We start from the raw sequence: 17,554 nt of genomic DNA on the forward strand, positions 1-17,554 counted from the left end.
CATCGAAGCATGTGGCGCCCCGCGCGAGGGGTTCGTGCTGGAGACGGTGTACTGGGACGCCGGGGCCGCCCGACTGCTGCCCCGGCTGATCAAGGGCCGTACCCGCGGGCCGGTGTTCGTCGGGGACAGCCGGAATATGGGAGAAAGAGATCGTGCCCCGGGATAGCCGCTGGTCAGCGTCGTGAGAGTCCTGCGAGGGGCAGTCGATAGGCCTCGACCGGGGCGGCGAGGAGCTGCAGGACCTGCCGGGCTGCTTCTGCGTCTCCGCGAGCGGCTGAGAACAGATGATCGGGAGAGCGCTGTCCAGGCCGCATGCTCGACAGCGCTCCTCTCACTGCGCGGGGAGGGCGGCGGCGTTTCCTCCAGGGCGGTTGAGCGCAGCGCTCCGCCTGCGGCGGACCAACATCCGATGCACGATGAAGTACTCTGCTACAACCGCGTTGACCAGCACGGACGCCCACACACTCGCGGTGTAGAGGTCATTGAAGCTCAGCGTCGGAACGGCCTGCTGTACCAGCAGCCCGATGGCGAGGAAGAGACGCAGGCTCACCGCGGCGAACGTCAGCGCATAGTTGCGGATCATCCAGACCCGGTGCACCTGCACATCCCCGCGCCGGATGGCACGGTAGCCCTGGTAGAGGCTGTACAGCCAGGCCGCCGACAGCAGGTAGAACGCGACCTGGACGGGGAAGCCGCTGATCGAGACGGTGGCCGCGAACAGTGCGGCGGCGGCTGCCAGCACGATGCTGACCATGTAGACGCGCCCGGCGATGCGGTGGGCCTTGGGGTAGCGGGCGCGCAGCCGCTTGTGGAACTGGAAGGGCCCGATGATCAACGCGAGGCCGGCGGGGGCCGCGTGGATCACGATCGACAGATAGTGCAGCGCGACGTCCGCGTTGAGTGGGATCTTGCTGAGCGAGGTGTCGCCCGTCAGGTAGGGCGGTACGGCGAAGCCGGCGATGCCGACGGCGAGCAGGGCTAACAGGGTCCAGAGGATCTGCGGCCGGCGGCGCCGGATGGTGCTTGCAGTCATCTTGCACTCCTTTGTAGTGAGTGGTCACTATCAAATGCCGAAAAGAAAACGCTCAGCCCGAGGCCAGAAAACGGTCGGCCCACGGCTCCCGCTCAGCCCGGCCCGGCAGATCCATCGCCGCGGAGACCATGTACAACATGCCCTCGGCGATGAAGGAATGCGCCTGGTCGGCGTCGAAGCCCGGCATGGCCTCGACCTTCTCGAAGATCTCCCGGGTCGAGCGGGCCATCAGATCGCGAATGTCGGGATCCTCGCAGGCCGCATACCCCTGAAGCATCATGAGCATCATTTCGCGATCCGCCATGAGACCAAACCAGGCGTCCATCATCACGGGCATGGAGTCGGCCCCGGCGTCACTGCCGCGCCGGAGCATCTCACGATCGATCGTCTCGAACAGGCGGACAAGAACGGCTAGGAAGAGCTCCTTCTTGGTGGAAAAGAGCCGAAACAGGTTCGGATGCGAGATGCCGACCTGCTGGGCGATCGTCACCGTGGACCCGCCGTGCAGCCCCCTCTGGCTGAACTCGGCCAGCGCGGCTTCGAGGATCTGCTCGCGCCGCCGACTCGCGTCCACTCGGGGACGCCGCCCTTCCATCACACTTGATAGTAAACAGTCACTATCAAGAGTCCGTCAATACAGCGACCACGAGACCGCAGCCGCCGAACCGATCCGAGCACTCCTGTCAGAGCTCGCCGAGCGCCCCGGGCGAATGCGCAGGGCTTCGGAACGTTCTACGCGAGACCCTCCAGAACTCCGACCCCCCATACCCAGACCTCCCGCGGCCATGGTGCGGGCGTCCAGGATCACCGGGTGTCGGCGATCAGGCTGTTCTGGGATTCGGCGTATGTGAGCCGTCTCCCCGCCCGAAGCTGCGACGTGCGGAAACGGGCTTGCGAGACGCATCGGAACGGAAAGTCACAGTCGTATCGACCCGGGTGACGACTGGGACGAATGGAAGGGACTCCTAAGGGCCGCCGGGTCGAGAAGGACGCCCGCGTTCACGACGCCCGGCACACGGCCGCGACTCTGCTTCTGGAGCAGGGCGTGGACATCAGCGTCGTGCAGGAGATCCTTGGACACTCCCAGCTCACCACGACCAAGCGGTACACGCACGTCACGTCCAAGCTGGCGAGCGATGCGGCGGCGCGGATGGGCCGGGCGCTGTGGGATGACTGAGGCCGGCGACTGCAACCCGCTGCCGACAACTGCAACCCGAACTGCAACCCTGGGCAGGCTTCCCGATCATGAGATCTGGGAGTCTGCCCAGGTCATGTGACCCTGCGCCGCGGTGTCGGCCTGGGCCTGGTGCTGACCGCGGTCGCCGGGCTCGTCCACATGTTCCACGGCACCCCCACGCCGGCCTCGCCCCAGGCCTGGGACCGCATCGCCGAGGCCGGCGGGCTGCTGGGCCTGGTGGTCTCCTGGCCAGGGCCGGCGCTGCGCATCCCCGCCTTCCTGCTGGTCCTGCTCACCATCTGCATGATCGGGTACGGTGCGGCGCTGGTGACCGGACGCGGCCTCCCCGGCCTGCCGCAGGACACCGACGCCGAGGACGACCTCGAGCTTCAGGACGACCCGGAGCCCGAAGACGACCCCGACCCCGAGGACGACGAACCCGAGCCGCGCGAGCAGCGCCGGGAGCCCCGCGAGGCGCCGGCCGCCCCGCCCCGGACCTCCACGACCCCCCGCCCTGAGCAGCCCGGCGGCCATGACCCCGTCCCGCCATCCCCGGACGACGATGCCGGCGGCTACACCCTGCCCGAGCTGTCCTGCCTGAAGGCCGGGCCCGGGCTCAAGGCGAGCGCCAAGGGCACCGACGCCGTCATCGCGTCGATCAACAAGACGCTGGCGGACTTCGAGATCAACGCGCAGGTGCGGGGACACGTCCGCGGACCGCAGGTGACCCAGTACTTGATCAAACCCGGGCGCGGCGTCCCCGTCGCCAAGATCGTCGCCAGGAAGGCCGATCTCGCGCTGGCCACCCGATGCGAGCACGTCCGGATCCTGGCCCCGGCCCCCGGCAAGGCCGCGGTCGGCCTGGAGGTGCCTAACGTCGACCGTGACATCGTCCGCCTGGGCGACATCCTGCGCTCACCGGCGGCGCAGGCCGACCCTCACCCGCTGATCGCGGGCCTGGGCACCGACGTTGAGGGACGGCCGGTCGTCATCAACCTGGCGCAGATGCCGCACCTGCTCATCGCCGGCGCCACCGGCGCGGGCAAGTCGATCTGTGTCAACGGCATGATCTGCTCGGTGCTGACCCGCGCCACCCCCGACCAGGTCGGTGCTGACCCGCGCCACCCCCGACCAGGTCGGTGCTGACCCGCGCCACCCCCGACCAGGTACGCATGGTCCTCATCGACCCCAAGCGGGTCGAGCTCAGCACCTACGCGGGCATCCCGCACCTGCTCATGCCGATCATCACCCAGCCCAGCAAGGCCGCCGACGCCCTGGCCTGGGTGGTCGGTGAGATGGACCGCCGCTACGACACCTTGGCCGAGACCGGCTTCAAGCACATCGACGACTACAACGCGGCGCTGCGCGCAGGCACGCTTGCGCCCCCGGCGGGCAGCCGGCGCGGCTACCGGCCCTACCCCTACCTGCTGGCCATCATCGACGAGCTAGCCGACCTGATGATGGCCGCGCCCCGCGACGTGGAGGACTCGATCGTCCGTATCACCCAGCTCGCCCGTGCCGCCGGTATCCATCTCGTGATCGCCACCCAGCGGCCCTCGGTGGACGTGGTCACCGGCCTGATCAAGGCCAACTTGCCCTCCCGGCTGGCCTTCGCCGTCTCCAGCAACACCGACAGCCGCGTGATCCTCGACGCCGTCGGCGCCAAGGAGCTGATCGGCAAGGGCGACGCCCTGCTGCTCACCACCGACACCACCGGACTCACCCGGCTGCAGAACGCCTACGTCACCGAGGGCGAGATCCACGCGATCGTCGCCCACTGCAAACGGCAACCCGCAGCGGACCGGCCCGCGCCCGCCCCGGCCGCCCCGGGCGATCCTGGCGGTCCTGGCGTCGATGACCTCGGCGAGGATCTCGACCTGTTCACCCGCGCCGCCGAGCTGGTCGTGTCCACGCGGTTCGCCTCGGTCCCCATGCTGCAGCGCAAGCTGCGCATCCCCGCGGCCAAGGCCCATCGGCTGATGGACCTTCTGGAACGCTCGGGCGTCGTCGGCCCCGCCGGCGCCAAGGGCCGCGAGGTCCTCGCCGACCAGGACGCGCTGGAGGAGATCCTCCAGGACCTGGCCGAGAGGGCCTGGAGGTCCGGGACAATCGGCGAACATGCAGAAAGTGACCGTCCGGGCGCTTAGAGTGCTCGCCCGTCCTCCTGGCGGACGGGCGAGCGCCCGGAGCGCCTGGCCGGGCCGCCTCCACCACCGATCGAGAAGAAGACCATGAAGAAGGCCGAACTCATCGCCAACGCCGCCGCAGAGTCCAAAACCCTGGCTGAAGCCGCTGCCAAGGAGGGGCTCACCCGCAGCCAGATCGACCTCGCGCTCAGGTCGCTCACCTCCGCCCTGCAGGAGGCCGTCGCCGCTGGCGAGCGCGTGGACCTGCCGGGGCTCGGCGTGTTCGAGCGCAAGACCCGGGCGGCCCGCACCGCCCGCAACCCGCAGACCGGCGGCGAGATCCCGGTTGCCGCCAAGAATGTGCCCGTCGTACGGCTGGCCAAGGCGTTCAAGGACGCCGTCGCGGACACCAGCGCCTGAGGCCGGCATCGAACACCGACCCGACACCACGGCCCTGCCGGACCTGCGCGCAGTGCCGCTCGGCCAGCTCGCCGCGCTGGCTGGACCGCGACGGCCGGACGCTGTCCGGGCCGGACAGCGGCGCGCAGTTCAACTCCAGCATCTGACAATCGCGTGACCCCGCCGCGCCTCCGCAGGCGGCGGGGCCGCGGGGCTGCCGGCCTGCGGTACTTCACCTCACCGGTGTGACTTCGTCGGCTCAGGTGGCGCGTTGCTGGTGCCAGCGCTGCAGGAGGGCGGGCAGTTCGCCGAGCAGGAAGGTGTAGAAGTCGCGCATGTCGCCCAAGCGGCGATGGGCGGGCCCGCCAGGAGTGGTGGCGGCGATGCCGGTTTCTGCGGCCTGCAGCATGGCCTGCACGACGGTGTTTTGGCCGGTGAACAGGATCGCCCAGGCGTCGTCGCGGAGCCGGTAGTGCTCGCGGCGGCCGGGGGTGGGAAGTCGTTCGATGAGGCCGACGGTCAGTAGCGCTTTGATGGCGCCGGAAACCGAGCCAACGCTGGCCCCGAGGTGTTCGGCGATCTCGCCCATGGTGATGGTCTCGGTGTTGGTGAACAGGAACACCGCCAGCGTGCGGGCGGCCATGCGCTGCAGCCCGCCCTCCGTCAGTACCAGCGCCAGCCGTTCTGCGGCCTGCCATCGCTCCTGCTCGCTCACCCGCCACCTCCGACAGCAGAATAGCCGGAAGCGCGGAGACTTCAGAAATTTCTGAACTTTGGCTATATTGCTGATATTCGGCCCGCCAGCGGGTCGACGGTGTGCCGGGAAGCCTGGTCGGCGAGCACAGACGAAATCTCCTCGTCCCCTCCGACAAGGAACGCCGATGAAGGTTCTCATCCTCACCCACGGCACCCGCGGCGACGTGCAGCCGTATGCGGCCCTCGCGCTGGCCCTGCAGCAGGCCGGGCACGACGTGGTGCTGGGCGCGCCGGCGGCGATGGCCGCCCTGGCCGAGCCGTACGGCATCGCCTTCGCACCGCTGGACGACGGGCCTAACAAGCTCATCGACGATCCACAGATCCGCGAGGCCATCGAGACCAACTACCGGGGCCTGCGTGGCAAGAAGATCGCCCTGCAGGTCGTGCGGCGCACCAAGCCGCTCATGGCGCAGGTCCTGGCCGACATGGCGGCGGTCGCCGAGCACGGAGCCGATCTGGTCGTCCACCCGGCGGGCATCCCTGCTCACCACATCGCCGAGAAACTCGGTGTGCCCGCCGTTCCGGTCGCCCTGCAACCGGTCTGGGTGCCGACCGCGTCCTTCCCCAACCCGATGCTGCCTGTCCCGCTGCCGCGTGCTCTCAACCGGGCCAGCTACCTGCCGATCAAGCTGCTGCTGCGCTCGTTTGCCGGAATTTCCGACCGGCTGCGCCGTGACACCCTCGGCCTGCCTCGCCGCCGGGGCCGGCACGATGCCCTGCGCCTGCCCGACGGCGGGACGGCCATGGTGCTGCAGGCTTTCAGCCCTCGTCTGCTGCCCGGCACCTCGGACTATCCGCGGCAGGTGCACACCACCGGCTTTTGGTATCTGCCCGCAGCCACCGGTTGGCGGCCGCCGACCGAGCTGGCCGAGTTCCTGGCCGCCGGCCCGCCACCCGTCTACATCGGCTTCGGCAGCATGGCCGGCACTGACCCGGCACGGGTCGGCCGCGTCGTGGCCGAGGCCGTACGGCAAGCGGGCGTGCGGGCCGTTCTGATGGCCGGATGGGGCGGCATGCGCGTGGACGACCTGCCCGACGGCGTGCTGCAACTGGATCAGGCGCCGCACGACTGGCTGTTCGCGCGCGTCGCGGCGGTCGTGCACCACGGCGGCAGCGGCACCACTGGTGCCGCGCTGGCCTCCGGCCGGCCGCAGGTGATCTGCCCGTTCGTGGCCGACCAGCCGTTCTGGGCCGCTCGCGCGCACGCGCTCGGGGTCGCGACCGAGCCTCAGCCGCAGCGACGGCTGACAGCAGAAGGGCTGGCCGCCGCCATCGCCCAAGCCTGCACCGACGCGGCCATGGCCACGGCAGCCGACGAGCTCGGCCAGCGCATCCGCGCCGAGGACGGCGCCACCCGCGCGGCCGAGATCCTGCAAGGGCTGGAAAGAGCCTCGACCCGAACCTGGCGCTGAGCTGCGTGGGCCACCGCCACCGAATCGTGATCCCACATCCAGCCCTGCACGCTGTTGTTCTGAACGGAGATTGTCATGGAGTCTGCTGGGCGCACAGGCTTCCCCGAGCGTGCCACTCTCCTGGCGCACCTGAGCGCCGGACCGATGGAATACCGACTGCAGAGCGGGGGATCCGCCACGGTCCTGGTCTTCCACGGCGGCCACATGCGGGCGGGACTCGCGCAAGGCGTGGAGGTCTTCACCGACGCGGGTTTCACGGTGCTGGCGCCCTCGCGCCCGGGCTATGGGCGGACGCCGCTGACCACCGGCACCACCCCGGCGGGCTTCGCTGACGCCACCGCAGAGTTGTGCGCGGCCCTGGGGATCAGCCGCCTGGCCGCAGTGGTGGGCGTCTCGGCTGGCGGACGCACCGCGCTGACGCTGGCTGCCCGCCACCCGCACCTGGTCGAGCGGGTCATCTTGGAAAGCGCGGTTGGGTTCCTGCCCTGGCCGAGCCGGCTGATCCGGTTGGGCGGCCGGGTGGTGTTCCACGGCCGGGTGGAGGCCGGCACCTGGGCGATCATGCGGTCTCTGCTCCAGGTCGCTCCATCGTTGGGGCTGCGGTTGCTGTTGCGGGAGTTGTCGGTGCTGCCCGCCCACCAGGTCCTGGCGGCACTGTCGGCCGCCGAGCGGGCCACGCTGGCCGGTTTGTTCACCGTGATGCGCTCGGGGTACGGCTTCGTCGCCGACATGCTCCCGGTGCCCGATTGCGCCGCACAGGTCAGCCAGCCGGCGCTGGTCATCGCCACCCGCCGTGACCGGTCGGTGTCCTTCGCCCACGCCGAGTCGCTGGCCGCGGCGCTGCCGAACGCCGAATTGGTGGACAGCCGGGCCGACAGCCACATGATCTGGTTCGGCCCTGACTACCCCCGCATCGTCGCGAAGATTCGCGCTTTCCTTGCCACCGAGGACGTGCTCGACGCTGACACCGGCCCGGGCAGGTAGTGGGCGGTCGCCCTACCGAGCCACATCCAGGACTGGAATCCGGCCCGGCGCACCGGCCCCGAGTTCGCCGACCCGGCGCGCGGCGGCTACCTCATCGAGCAGATCCCGCTGAACCGGGCCGCGTCGATCAGGCGGTATCCCTGGTTGGTGGCCGAGCTGATCGCGCAGCACGGCCGGGCACTGTTCGATCTGCCCGACCTGCGCACGCGCGCTCTGCCCGATCTCCCGCCGCCCCAGCTCCTCGAGGAGACGTTGGCCGCCCTGGAGCCCTACCGCCGCACGTCCAGCCTCTGCTGCAGGCCGCCGCGGCGGCCAAGGACGCCGAACGGTAGCCGTAGTACAAGACCGCGCTCCACCTCCACATGGAGGTGGGGCGCGTGCATGCTCGGCCCCGGATACCGCGGGGCCCGTGTGTTCGCCCAGCAAGAGCCCGCGGAGCCCTGCTCGCGGGGGCCTATGGGCAGGCATCGTCGTTGATTGCGGACTGCGATGGTGGTGAAATCCCCGGTAGGCCTGGAAGTGCGCGCGCGGCAGCTGTGAAGTCGCGGGGGTGGGGTGGACCGTGCAGCGTGGAGGTCAGGGCCGGGGAGGCTGGTAGAGGTCGGGAATGCCGTCGTGGTCGGTGTCGGCGGTCTCGGCCTGGTGGATACGCCGGTAGGTGCGGGCGCGCAGCCGCAGGATCACCGTGGCCGCAAGTGCGGCGCCCAGGGATCCGGTCAGGACGGCGACTTTGACCGTGGCGTCGGTGTCGCTGCCGGCTCCGAAGGCCAGCTCTCCGATCAGGAGGGACACGGTGAACCCGATCCCGGCCAGGACGGCCAGCCCGGCCATGTCGATCCAGGCCAGGCCTTCGTCCAGGGTGGCACGGGTGAAGCGGGCCACTCCCCAGGTCGCGGCCAGGATGCCGATCGGCTTGCCGGCCAGCAGTCCGGCCGCGACACCGAGCGCGACCGGGTCGGTGAGCGTCTTGGCGAGGCCGTCGAGCCCGCCGACGCTCACTCCGGCGGCGAAGAAGGCGAAGAGGGGGACGGCAAGTCCGGCGGATATCGGCCGGAATCGGTGCTCGAAGTGCTCGGCCGGCCCGGGCCCGGCCTCGGGGTAACCCGCTCGCTCGCTGCGCAGCACCGGGACGGTCAGGGCCAGCAGTACGCCGGCCACGGTGGCGTGGACGCCCGAGGCGTGCACCAGCGCCCAGGTGGCGAACGCGAGTGGCAGCAGCAGCCACCACGAGCGCACCCGCCGCCGTACCAGCAGCGCGAAGACCGCCAGTGGCACGCAAGCCCCCAGCAGGGGCGGCACCGACAGGTGGGTGGTGTAGAAAACGGCGATGATGACGATGGCGATCAGGTCGTCCACCACCGCCAAGGTCAGCAGGAACGTGCGCAGCGCGGCGGGCAGGCAGCGGCCGACCACCGCAAGGACCGCGAGGGCGAAGGCGATGTCGGTGGCGGTGGGAATCGCCCACCCGCGCGCGGCGCCATCACCGGCCCCGCCGGCCATCGTCAGGTACACCAGCGCGGGCACGGCCACTCCGCCGAAGGCGGCGGCCACCGGAACCGCCGCCCGCCGCACATCACGCAGGTCCCCGGCGACGAACTCGCGTTTGAGCTCCAGCCCGGCGACGAAGAAGAAGATCGCCAGCAGCCCGTCGGCGGCCCAGGTAGCCAGGTCGAGGTCCAGGTGCAGCACGGCCGGGCCGACCTTGAACGCGCGCAGGTCCTCATACGCCTGAGCCCACGGAGAATTGGCCCATACCAGCGCGGCGAGCGCGGCCGCCAAGAGCAACGCCCCGCCGACGGTCTCCTTGCGCAGAATGCTGGCGATCCGCCGCGCTTCGGGCCACGTGCCCCGGCCGAGCAGACGGGGTGTGCGGTCGAAGGTGGTGCCGGGCATGGAACTCCGCTCTCTGGCAGGGGTCGGGTCGAACGTGCCGACCAGACTTCCCGGCGCACCTGTCAATAACGTATCAAGATGCGCGTATCAAGTGGGGCCGCCGAGCGGCGCCGTACAACAAGAACGCGCCCCCACCTCCATTGTGGAGGTGGGGGCGCGTGCATGATCGGCACCGGATACCACGGGGCTGGTGTATTCGCCCAGCAAGAGCCCTCGCGGAGCTGGACGACGCGAACGTGCGGCTGCTGAAGGCCTGGCGCAAGGTACAGGCCGCCGACCAGCTCGCGGCAGGTGAGGACTGGGTGGACTCCGGGCGCGTGTTCACCGACCGCCTGGGCCGGCCGCTGGACTTGAACGCGCTCACCGACCACACCGAGTGGCTCGTGAAGAGATCCGGCCTGCCGCCGGTCCGGCTGCACGACACGCGACACGCCGCGGCCACCATCATGCTCGCGGCCGGCGTCGACATGAAGGTGGTCAGCGCGACTCTGGGGCACCGCCAGTACTGGTTCACCGCCGACACCTACACCAGTGTCGTCCCGGAACTGGCCGAGGCGGCCGCCAAGGCGACGGTGGAGATGATCCCGCGCGCCCGGGCGGTGGCCGATGGGGGATGATCGTCTGCGGGATGGTCTGGCAATGGTCCGGCAGGAGATCAAAAGGCCCCTCACGGGGGACCGCTGATCAAGGGATCTGCTGGTGGGCCGCCAGGGACTCGAACCCTGAACCTACGGATTAAAAGTCCGCAGCTCTGCCATTGAGCTAGCGGCCCATATGGATTGCAGGGTACCGAGAGTACCGTGCCTTACGCGACTGGTTAGACGGTTGCCGGGTCGATGGTTGTGGTGTACCTCCGGTGGCCGGGTTCGTGTTTCGTCATGTCCCATGTCATGGATGTCATGGATTCGTTGCCCTCGGCACGTCAGGAGTCCGGAGGTGTCGTCCCGCTCGGTGGAGGGCCGTCCCTGGTCCTCGTTCCCTGAGAGGGGAGGGTCCAAGCCTGGCGGGAAGGCGTTGGGGCTTCAGGGCGTCACCAGGGTAGGGCCAGGGGGAATCCCGATGTGCGAAGAGAGCCCCCGAGGGCAGTCTTGAGACATGAACGAGATGAACCTCCACGGCCACTCCACAGTCAAGGAACTGCGTCGCACCCGCCAGGGCAGGATCGTCGCCGGTGTCTGCTCCGGCGCCGCCGAGTTCATCGGCATCGACGCCAACATCCTCCGCATCGGGCTCGCCATCGCCACCTTCTTCGGTGGCCTCGGGGTGGGCATCTACGCCGTCGCGTGGCTGCTGATCCCCGAAGAGAGCAAGCAGACCTCGATCGTCCAGGACCTGATCGGCAAGCAGAAGAGCGACCCGGGGTCGACCTGGCACCAGGCCGCGTCGTACTGGGAGCAGGGCGTGAACAAGGCCCGTAAGGAGTGGGGTCCGCGGGACCAGGCCCCGTCCTACCCCGCTCCGGCTCCGGCTCCGCAGCAGCCGGCCGCTCGCCCCGCCTCCCCGGTGGACGAGCCCCCCACGACCGTCTAACTCACCTGGGTGCGGACCCTGGTGATTATCTCGGCACGAGACTCGGTCCAGAGCATGGCCACTAGCGCGGCGACCGTGAGCCCGGAGGCTCCGGCGAGCGCGACCACCGGCTCTGGGCCGAGTGCTTGGGCGGCGGCGCCCCCGATGAGGATTCCGATTCCCTGGGCGGCCAGCAGGCCCGACTGCACCAGCCCGAAGGCCTGCCCCCGCCGGTTCGCCGGCACGCACTGGACGAAGGCGGCGTTCGCCGCGAGCTGGTAGGCCCCGCCCATCCCGGCGAGGACCCACAGGGCGAGGACGACGGCCAGGGGCGGCCGTAGCGCGCATCCGATGAGCGGGGCGCAGCTCAGCATCGCCATCCATCCCATGACGCGCAGGCGCCCCGTAGGTGTCACCATGCGGCTGAAGATGAAGGCCCCGAGCACCGTCCCGGTCGGCATGGCGGCCATGAGCAGGCCGCTGATCAGCGTGACGTCCCGTGGATCGTCGCCCAGCGTGGCGGCGTACGGCACGGCGATGCCCTCGGGGAGCACGTAGAAGCCGCAGAGCCACGCGAACATCACGAGCGTCCTGAGACGCCTGTCACCGAAGACGAGGCGGGCACCGGCCTTGGTGGAGCTCCATATGGAGGCGTGGGCGCCGTCCTCGGGGTCGGGCGCGGGACGACTGCGTACGCCGACCGCGAGGATCAGGGCGGAGATCAGGAAGGTGAGCGCGTTCAGGGCCAGGCCGCGGTGCGCGCCGATCGTCGCGATCACCCCGGCCCCGGCGGCGAACCCGAGCATCTGCACCGCCTGGTTGGTCATGTTCTGCAGGGCGGAGCCCGCGACGTAGCGGTCGCCCTCCAGGATGTCGGGCAGCAGCGCCGCCCGCGCGGCCGTGAACGGCGAACTGAGCAGGACCACGCAGAAGACCAGGGCGCAGAGCACCGGGAACGGCATGCTCGGCACGGCCATGAGGCCGACCAGCCCGGCCCGCACGAGATCGCAAATGATCATGACGCGGCGGCGCGCGAAACGGTCTGCCAGCCCCGCGAGCAGGGGGCCGCCGAGGATCGGCGGCAGGTAGGTCAGGGCGTAGACGGCGGCGGTGGCGAGCGCGGAGTGCGTCCTCTCGTAGACGAGGATGGCCAGGGCAACTTGGGCGAGTTGGTCACCGAGGAGAGAAAGGCACTGACCGCCCCATAGTGAACGGAACTCGCCAATGGCGATGACCTCGCTGTACGTGGCCTGGCTTTCGGATTCGCGGCGGTGCCGCCCCGGCAGCCGACCTGGCCTCGTCGCCGCCATATGTCTCCGCTGGGCTCGCTGGGCCGTACTGACACACCGTGTTCAGTATGTCACCAAGGGTGCCCGGTCCGCTCGCGGTTGGCCAACCCGGAAGGCATGAAGAATTACGCGGCCGTTCCGTTCTAGCCTGCTATTTCGTGAAAAATCAGGACTCTGGACGGCGGCTCGCGCCGACGCCGGCGACGAATTCTGGAGCCCTGAGCTCGCGCGGGATCGGACTCACCAGCCGAGCTCGTGCAGACGGTCATCATCAATGCCGAAATGATGCGCTATCTCATGGATTACGGTGATTTGCACCTCTTCGACGACGTCCTCTTCCGTCTCGCAGATCTCGCAGATCGAGTTGCGGTAGATCTCGATCCTGTCCGGCAGGACCCCGGAGTACCACCCGCCACGCTCGGTCAGCGGGATACCCGTGTACAGCCCCAGAAGCCCCGGCTCGGGCGGATCGTCCACCACCACCATCACCACGTTCTGCATGACCTCGGCGAGCTCGGGCGGGACCGTGTCCAGCGCCTCGGCCACAAGCTCCTCGAACTTCTCCCGCGAAACCTCGATCACCGGTCAATCGTGTCACCGCCACACGACAGCGCGCGAACCGGCTGCGTGGATGCCTCGTGGATCACGTCCCGGCCGGCCCGGACGCGTCCTGACTGTGCGCGACACTCCCGATGACTCTTGCGAGCTATGAGAGTTTCCGCAATTTCGGGTAGGCATGACGACGATGAACGTCACGCGCTTGAGGAATACTGCTAGGCGGCTGAGCGAACGACGCGCCGTGCGCCGGACCGGCAGTGTCCTGGTGATCGGCCTGGTAGCCCTGGCCGGAGCCTGGCTCGGGATCGCGCTCGGCGCCAACGTCAGCACCGCCGTGGGCCCCGCGCAGATCGGGATGAGCTTGCAGCCGTCCTGGGGCGGCCAGACGGTGCTCGACATCCGCCCGCTCGGCACCCTCAGATTCGACTCCCACCACGGGCCGATCCGGCTGGGCCTGAGCCTCGACGGCATCCACGCCGACGTGGCCCAGCAGCTCCTGGAAAGCCCGCGCTGGGCCGAGACCCTCCCGGACCTCATCGAGGCCGACCTTCAGGCCGGGCTGCGCGAACTGCTCGTCAGAGCGGCCGTGTGCGCCGTGGCCGGAGGCTTCCTGACCGGGCTGATCGTCTTCCGCCGGTGGCGGCGGGCCCTGTGGACGTCCCTGGGGAGCCTCCTGACGGTGGGTACGGTCGCGGCAGTGTCCGTCATGACCTTCAACCCCGCGTCCATCTCGGAGCCGCGCTACACGGGGCTGCTCACCGGCGTGCCCTCGCTGATCGGCAGCGCCGAGTCGATCGTGACGCGCTTCTCCGAGTACCGGAACCAGCTCGCCAAGCTGGTGACCAACGTCTCCCAGCTCTACCACGCGGGGACGACGCTGCCGGTGTACTCGCCGGACCCGAACACCCTCCGGGTCCTGCACGTGTCGGACATTCACCTCAACCCCCTCGCGTGGAACACGATCCGCTCCCTGAAGGAGCAGTTCAAGATCAATATGGTGATCGACACCGGGGACATCGCCGACCACGGGACCAAGGCCGAGAACAAGTTCGTCGAAGAGATCGGCAAGCTCGGCGTCCCGTACGTCTACGTGCGCGGCAACCACGATTCCATCGGCACCGAGCGCGCCGTCGCCCGCGAGAAGAACGCCATCGTGCTGGACGGCACCGCGAAGACCGTAGAGGGCCTGCGCATCTACGGGGTGGGCGACCCCAGGTTCACGCCCGACAAGACGGTCGACGTCAAGTCCGACGCCGAGATGCTGGCCGAGCTCGGACGAACCCATGCCAATCGCCTGACCGCCGACCCGGTCCCGCGTAAGGCGGCGTCCTCGAAGGGCTCGCGCAAGTCCATGCAAACCCCTGCGCCGGGGGCCTCCAAGACCCCGGGGGAATCCACGCCCGGCCCCACACCTTCTTCCGCGACGCCCGGCCCGGCCGCTCAGAAGATCGTCGTCGATCTCGTCGCCGTCCACGACCCCACGGTCGGACGGGGGTTCGCCGGGGCCACCCCCCTCGTCCTGGCCGGCCACGTCCACCAGCGGTCCACCGAGATGCTCGCAGAGGGCACGCGGCTGATGATCCAGGGATCCACCGGCGGCGCGGGCCTGCGCGGCCTCGAACATGACGAACCCACGCCCATCCAGGCGTCCGTGCTCTACTTCGACAGGGCCACCCACCGGCTCCAGGCATGGGACGACGTCACGCTCGGGGGCCTCGGCGAGCAATGGGTACAGATACAGCGTCGCCTGGAAGCCGAACCAGGTCGTACAATTTCTCCGGAGCCGGTTCCCAGCCCGTCACCAACGGGAGAGAGCGGCGCCACCGCGACACCGTCCAGAAGATGACCGCTTTGGCATCGGGGTACGAAGTCCCCTATGCTTCAGAAGTCCCCGACGGAAGGCGTCACGGATCCAGGGCGAGAGTCCTGAGCCCCCATCGTCTAGCGGCCTAGGACACCGCCCTTTCAAGGCGGCGGCACGGGTTCGAATCCCGTTGGGGGCACGTGCGAGCGAAGGCTCACCGGCACGACGGAAGGTCAAAGACCTCCGGAGAACTGGTAGGCTAAGCGAGCGCAAAGAGCCCGGGGCAACGCCCTGGGGGATGAGCAAGGTCCTGTAGAGCAGTTTGGAGTGCTCGCCACCCTGTCAAGGTGGAGGTCGCGGGTTCAAGTCCCGTCAGGACCGCTCTGGTAGGTGTCATCTCACCGCCGGGTCAGGTAGCTCAGTTGGTACGAGCGTCCGCCTGAAAAGCGGAAGGTCGGCGGTTCGACCCCGCCCCTGACCACCTTTTGACCAGCGAAAACCCCGAACCATGATCACGGTTCGGGGTTTTTACATCAACCGGTACATCAACCCGCTAGCTGATCCCTTTTCCTAGACGCTTGAGTGCCTTCGTTTTTTCTTCCAATGACGCATGCGCGTACACGTCCATTGTGACCTCTATGGCGCTGTGACCGACGATTTCGCGTACCACGTGCGGAGGTACGCCCAGGTCCAGGAGGAGTGAAACCGGTTTGAGTCGATGTGGAACACCGTCAGCCGGGAGTTCAAAGGGTGATCTCAGAACCTGCCCACGTCCATCGCCTGCTCGCCGACGTCAAACACGTCCTGTTCGACTTCGACGGCCCCATATGCGACATCTTCGCGGGACTACCGGCACCCACCATCGCCGCCACCCTGCGCGCCTACCTCGCACCTCTCGCCCTCGACCTGCCCCCAGACATACGCGCCCAGGCCGACCCTCTGGAGATCCTGCGCTACGCCCCCACGGCCGGCCCACTGGTCGCTGAAACCGTCGAAGCCGGGCTACGCGGCCTTGAACTCCAAGCCGCCCTCACCGCCACCCCCACCCCCGGCACAGCCAACGTCATCAAGCAGCTCCGCACCTCAGGCCGACGACTGGCAGTAGTCAGCAACAACTCCGACGCCGCCATCAAGACCTACACCGAGAACCACGGCCTACTCGGCTACTTCGACCACATCTCAGCCCGCGCCCTCTTCCAAGACCCCGCCCTGCTCAAACCCCACCCGTACCTGATCACCCAGGCCCTCAACGCCCTCGGCGCAGACCCCGCCCTAACCGCCCTGATCGGCGACTCGGTCACCGACATCCAAAGCGCCAAGACCGCCGGAATCCTCAGCATCGGCTACGCCAACACCCCCGGCAAAGACCATCGCCTCCACGAGGCCGGAGCAGACGCCATCATCAACGACATGGCTCAGCTCACTCCGCCCAGCACCTGACAGGCGACGCCGCCCAAGCGCGGTGATCTGCCGAATTGTTCTTGTGAGTATCAAGGGGCGGCGGCGCTGCGCGCCGTCGCCCGGCCCTGCGCCTGCCAGCGCACGCCGGGCGTGCGGCCTGGGGGCCGATCCCGGCGGCGCGCAGGACTCCGGGCCGTCACCGCACACCCGCCGCGCCGCACCCACGCCACCCGCTGGCCTCTGGTCGCGCCGCCGCCCCAATGCAGCACGACGATCGCCACGGGGTGGCCGATGTTCCGCCGTGGTCGGGGGCGATCGCAGATCCGGGGTTCGTTCCTCACCCCGGCTCACCGTGCAGTGCGGTTGGCAATCGTCGAAACCTCATGGAGGCGGCTCCGGACGCGAACAACCTTCAAGGCCGCACTGCCGAGCTGTGGAAACGGGCGAAGCACTCAGTACTCGAGAACACCATGGGCGACCACGACGTCACTTGACGCGTTCGGCCGCACCTCGGTGATGCGCTCGGCCAGCAGCAGCGCAGCGGCAAGCCCGCCCTCCGACTCGTCGCCAACCAGCCCCAGCTCCTCCCGGTGGGCCAGGAAGTCCTCCGGGATGCCGTCCTCGTCGCCGGGAAACAGCGGATCGAAGGACAGGATCCTACGGCCGTCGGCGTAATGGTCGAAGGACGCGAGCCTGTTCACGTTGACGAAGACGCTCGCCGCGACCGTCCCGGCCGACAAGGATCGCAGCACCTCGTCCAGCCTGCCGGCGTAGCCGTTCTCTTCGCTCAGAATGGTGCCGCCCTCGGCTGACCGGGCAGAGATGAGGCCCTCATCGATATCGCCTTCCTCGTCATCGCCGTCGAACACGTCAATGCCAAGGCGGGCCAGCGCCTCGTGCGGGGTAAGGCCGCGGACGAAGGTCGCGCAGAATGCCTCGTCATCGAGCCAGTCGTAGCCGCTCATGGGAATCCTGTTCTCTCGGGATGGATCATGGAGATCCTGGCATGAGAGCCCGACGAAAAGTCGGTACGACCTTGAGAAGCGGCAGCGGGCTCATCCTCGCGTGCCGACGTCCTGAGCACGGCCCCCATGGGCAGCCTGACCTGGTCGGCTCGTTGGCCTAGCCAGCAGTACTCGCGATCTCCAGCGTGCCACACACGTGCCAGATCTAGCGGTGATCAAGGGAGCAACAGGGAAACAAGGCCGACAAC

At 68.9% G+C, this 17,554-nt stretch carries 17 protein-coding genes and 4 tRNA genes; 13 read left to right on the forward strand and 8 right to left on the reverse strand.

What is annotated here, in order from left to right; all coding sequences use genetic code 11:
• Positions 1-331: 331 nt before the first annotated feature.
• Together AB0M95_RS09875 and AB0M95_RS09880 are read right to left on the reverse strand one after the other, a co-directional pair.
• Positions 332-1,033, reverse strand: a complete 702-nt coding sequence (locus tag AB0M95_RS09875) for a DUF2306 domain-containing protein (protein ID WP_363761670.1) — start codon at positions 1,031-1,033, stop codon at positions 332-334.
• Between the two features lie 52 nt (positions 1,034-1,085).
• The gene (locus AB0M95_RS09880) at positions 1,086-1,628 is read right to left on the reverse strand and encodes a helix-turn-helix domain-containing protein (protein ID WP_363761672.1); all 543 of its coding nucleotides are present in this window, start codon (positions 1,626-1,628) and stop codon (positions 1,086-1,088) included.
• A gap of 357 nt (positions 1,629-1,985) precedes the next feature.
• On the opposite strand from AB0M95_RS09880, the gene AB0M95_RS09885 reads away from it, so the two are divergent.
• The 4 genes from AB0M95_RS09885 to AB0M95_RS09900 all read left to right on the forward strand — a co-directional run bounded on the left by AB0M95_RS09885 (position 1,986) and on the right by AB0M95_RS09900 (position 4,756).
• Entirely contained in the window at positions 1,986-2,210 is a 225-nt protein-coding gene (locus tag AB0M95_RS09885; RefSeq protein ID WP_363761674.1) for a tyrosine-type recombinase/integrase, read from the forward strand.
• A 96-nt stretch (positions 2,211-2,306) separates the two neighbouring features.
• Positions 2,307-3,356 (forward strand): DNA translocase FtsK, encoded by a 1,050-nt coding sequence (locus AB0M95_RS09890; protein ID WP_363761676.1) that lies wholly within the window; start codon positions 2,307-2,309, stop codon positions 3,354-3,356.
• Entirely contained in the window at positions 3,350-4,357 is a 1,008-nt protein-coding gene (locus AB0M95_RS09895) for an FtsK/SpoIIIE domain-containing protein (RefSeq protein ID WP_363761678.1), read from the forward strand. The genes AB0M95_RS09890 and AB0M95_RS09895 overlap by 7 nt, the downstream gene beginning before the upstream one ends.
• Before the next feature lie 84 nt (positions 4,358-4,441).
• Positions 4,442-4,756, forward strand: a complete 315-nt coding sequence (locus AB0M95_RS09900; protein WP_363761680.1) for an HU family DNA-binding protein — start codon at positions 4,442-4,444, stop codon at positions 4,754-4,756.
• 238 nt (positions 4,757-4,994) lie between these two features.
• Here the strand turns inward: AB0M95_RS09900 and AB0M95_RS09905 are convergent, their stop codons facing one another.
• A complete protein-coding gene (locus AB0M95_RS09905; protein WP_363761682.1) occupies positions 4,995-5,450 on the reverse strand; it encodes a MarR family transcriptional regulator in 456 nt (151 codons plus the stop codon).
• A gap of 166 nt (positions 5,451-5,616) precedes the next feature.
• On the opposite strand from AB0M95_RS09905, the gene AB0M95_RS09910 reads away from it, so the two are divergent.
• Both AB0M95_RS09910 and AB0M95_RS09915 read left to right on the forward strand, forming a co-directional pair.
• Positions 5,617-6,903: a glycosyltransferase gene (locus tag AB0M95_RS09910; protein WP_363761684.1), complete on the forward strand. Its 1,287-nt coding sequence runs from the start codon at positions 5,617-5,619 to the stop codon at positions 6,901-6,903.
• Positions 6,904-6,978: 75 nt separating this feature from the next.
• Positions 6,979-7,887: an alpha/beta hydrolase gene (locus AB0M95_RS09915; RefSeq protein ID WP_363761686.1), complete on the forward strand. Its 909-nt coding sequence runs from the start codon at positions 6,979-6,981 to the stop codon at positions 7,885-7,887.
• A 576-nt stretch (positions 7,888-8,463) separates the two neighbouring features.
• Here AB0M95_RS09915 and nhaA read toward each other — a convergent pair.
• Positions 8,464-9,780 carry a Na+/H+ antiporter NhaA gene (nhaA, locus tag AB0M95_RS09920; RefSeq protein WP_363761688.1) on the reverse strand — a complete coding sequence of 439 codons (1,317 nt, stop codon included), beginning with the start codon at positions 9,778-9,780 and terminating at the stop codon, positions 8,464-8,466.
• Positions 9,781-10,016: 236 nt separating this feature from the next.
• Here nhaA and AB0M95_RS09925 point away from each other — a divergent pair, with 236 nt between their 5' ends.
• Positions 10,017-10,397, forward strand: coding sequence for a tyrosine-type recombinase/integrase (locus tag AB0M95_RS09925; RefSeq protein WP_363761690.1), 381 nt, complete (start codon positions 10,017-10,019; stop codon positions 10,395-10,397).
• Between the two features lie 80 nt (positions 10,398-10,477).
• Here AB0M95_RS09925 and AB0M95_RS09930 read toward each other — a convergent pair.
• Positions 10,478-10,552: transfer RNA gene (locus AB0M95_RS09930), tRNA-Lys, on the reverse strand.
• Positions 10,553-10,875: 323 nt separating this feature from the next.
• Here AB0M95_RS09930 and AB0M95_RS09935 point away from each other — a divergent pair.
• The gene (locus AB0M95_RS09935; RefSeq protein WP_358525415.1) at positions 10,876-11,310 is read left to right on the forward strand and encodes a PspC domain-containing protein; all 435 of its coding nucleotides are present in this window, start codon (positions 10,876-10,878) and stop codon (positions 11,308-11,310) included.
• Here the strand turns inward: AB0M95_RS09935 and AB0M95_RS09940 are convergent.
• Positions 11,307-12,599, reverse strand: a complete 1,293-nt coding sequence (locus AB0M95_RS09940; protein WP_363761692.1) for an MFS transporter — start codon at positions 12,597-12,599, stop codon at positions 11,307-11,309. The genes AB0M95_RS09935 and AB0M95_RS09940 overlap by 4 nt on opposite strands.
• A gap of 219 nt (positions 12,600-12,818) precedes the next feature.
• On the reverse strand, positions 12,819-13,160 hold the full coding sequence (locus AB0M95_RS09945) for a metallopeptidase family protein (protein WP_358525419.1): 342 nt from the start codon (positions 13,158-13,160) through the stop codon (positions 12,819-12,821).
• A 163-nt stretch (positions 13,161-13,323) separates the two neighbouring features.
• Between AB0M95_RS09945 and AB0M95_RS09950 the strand changes: the two genes are divergently transcribed.
• The 5 genes from AB0M95_RS09950 (at position 13,324) to AB0M95_RS09970 (ending at position 16,380) form a co-directional block, all read left to right on the forward strand.
• Complete coding sequence (locus tag AB0M95_RS09950) at positions 13,324-14,982, forward strand: metallophosphoesterase (protein ID WP_363761694.1); 1,659 nt, start codon at positions 13,324-13,326, stop codon at positions 14,980-14,982.
• Between the two features lie 84 nt (positions 14,983-15,066).
• Positions 15,067-15,139: transfer RNA gene (locus tag AB0M95_RS09955), tRNA-Glu, on the forward strand.
• Between the two features lie 107 nt (positions 15,140-15,246).
• A tRNA-Asp gene (locus AB0M95_RS09960) sits at positions 15,247-15,321 on the forward strand.
• Positions 15,322-15,347: 26 nt separating this feature from the next.
• A tRNA-Phe gene (locus AB0M95_RS09965) sits at positions 15,348-15,421 on the forward strand.
• 269 nt (positions 15,422-15,690) lie between these two features.
• The gene (locus AB0M95_RS09970; RefSeq protein ID WP_363761696.1) at positions 15,691-16,380 is read left to right on the forward strand and encodes an HAD family hydrolase; all 690 of its coding nucleotides are present in this window, start codon (positions 15,691-15,693) and stop codon (positions 16,378-16,380) included.
• Positions 16,381-16,793: 413 nt separating this feature from the next.
• On the opposite strand, the gene AB0M95_RS09975 is transcribed toward AB0M95_RS09970, so the two are convergent.
• Entirely contained in the window at positions 16,794-17,306 is a 513-nt protein-coding gene (locus AB0M95_RS09975) for a DUF6461 domain-containing protein (RefSeq protein WP_363761698.1), read from the reverse strand.
• Positions 17,307-17,554 lie beyond the last annotated feature (248 nt).

This window comes from Sphaerisporangium sp. NPDC051017 (assembly GCF_040683095.1).
Lineage (GTDB): Bacteria > Actinomycetota > Actinomycetes > Streptosporangiales > Streptosporangiaceae > Sphaerisporangium.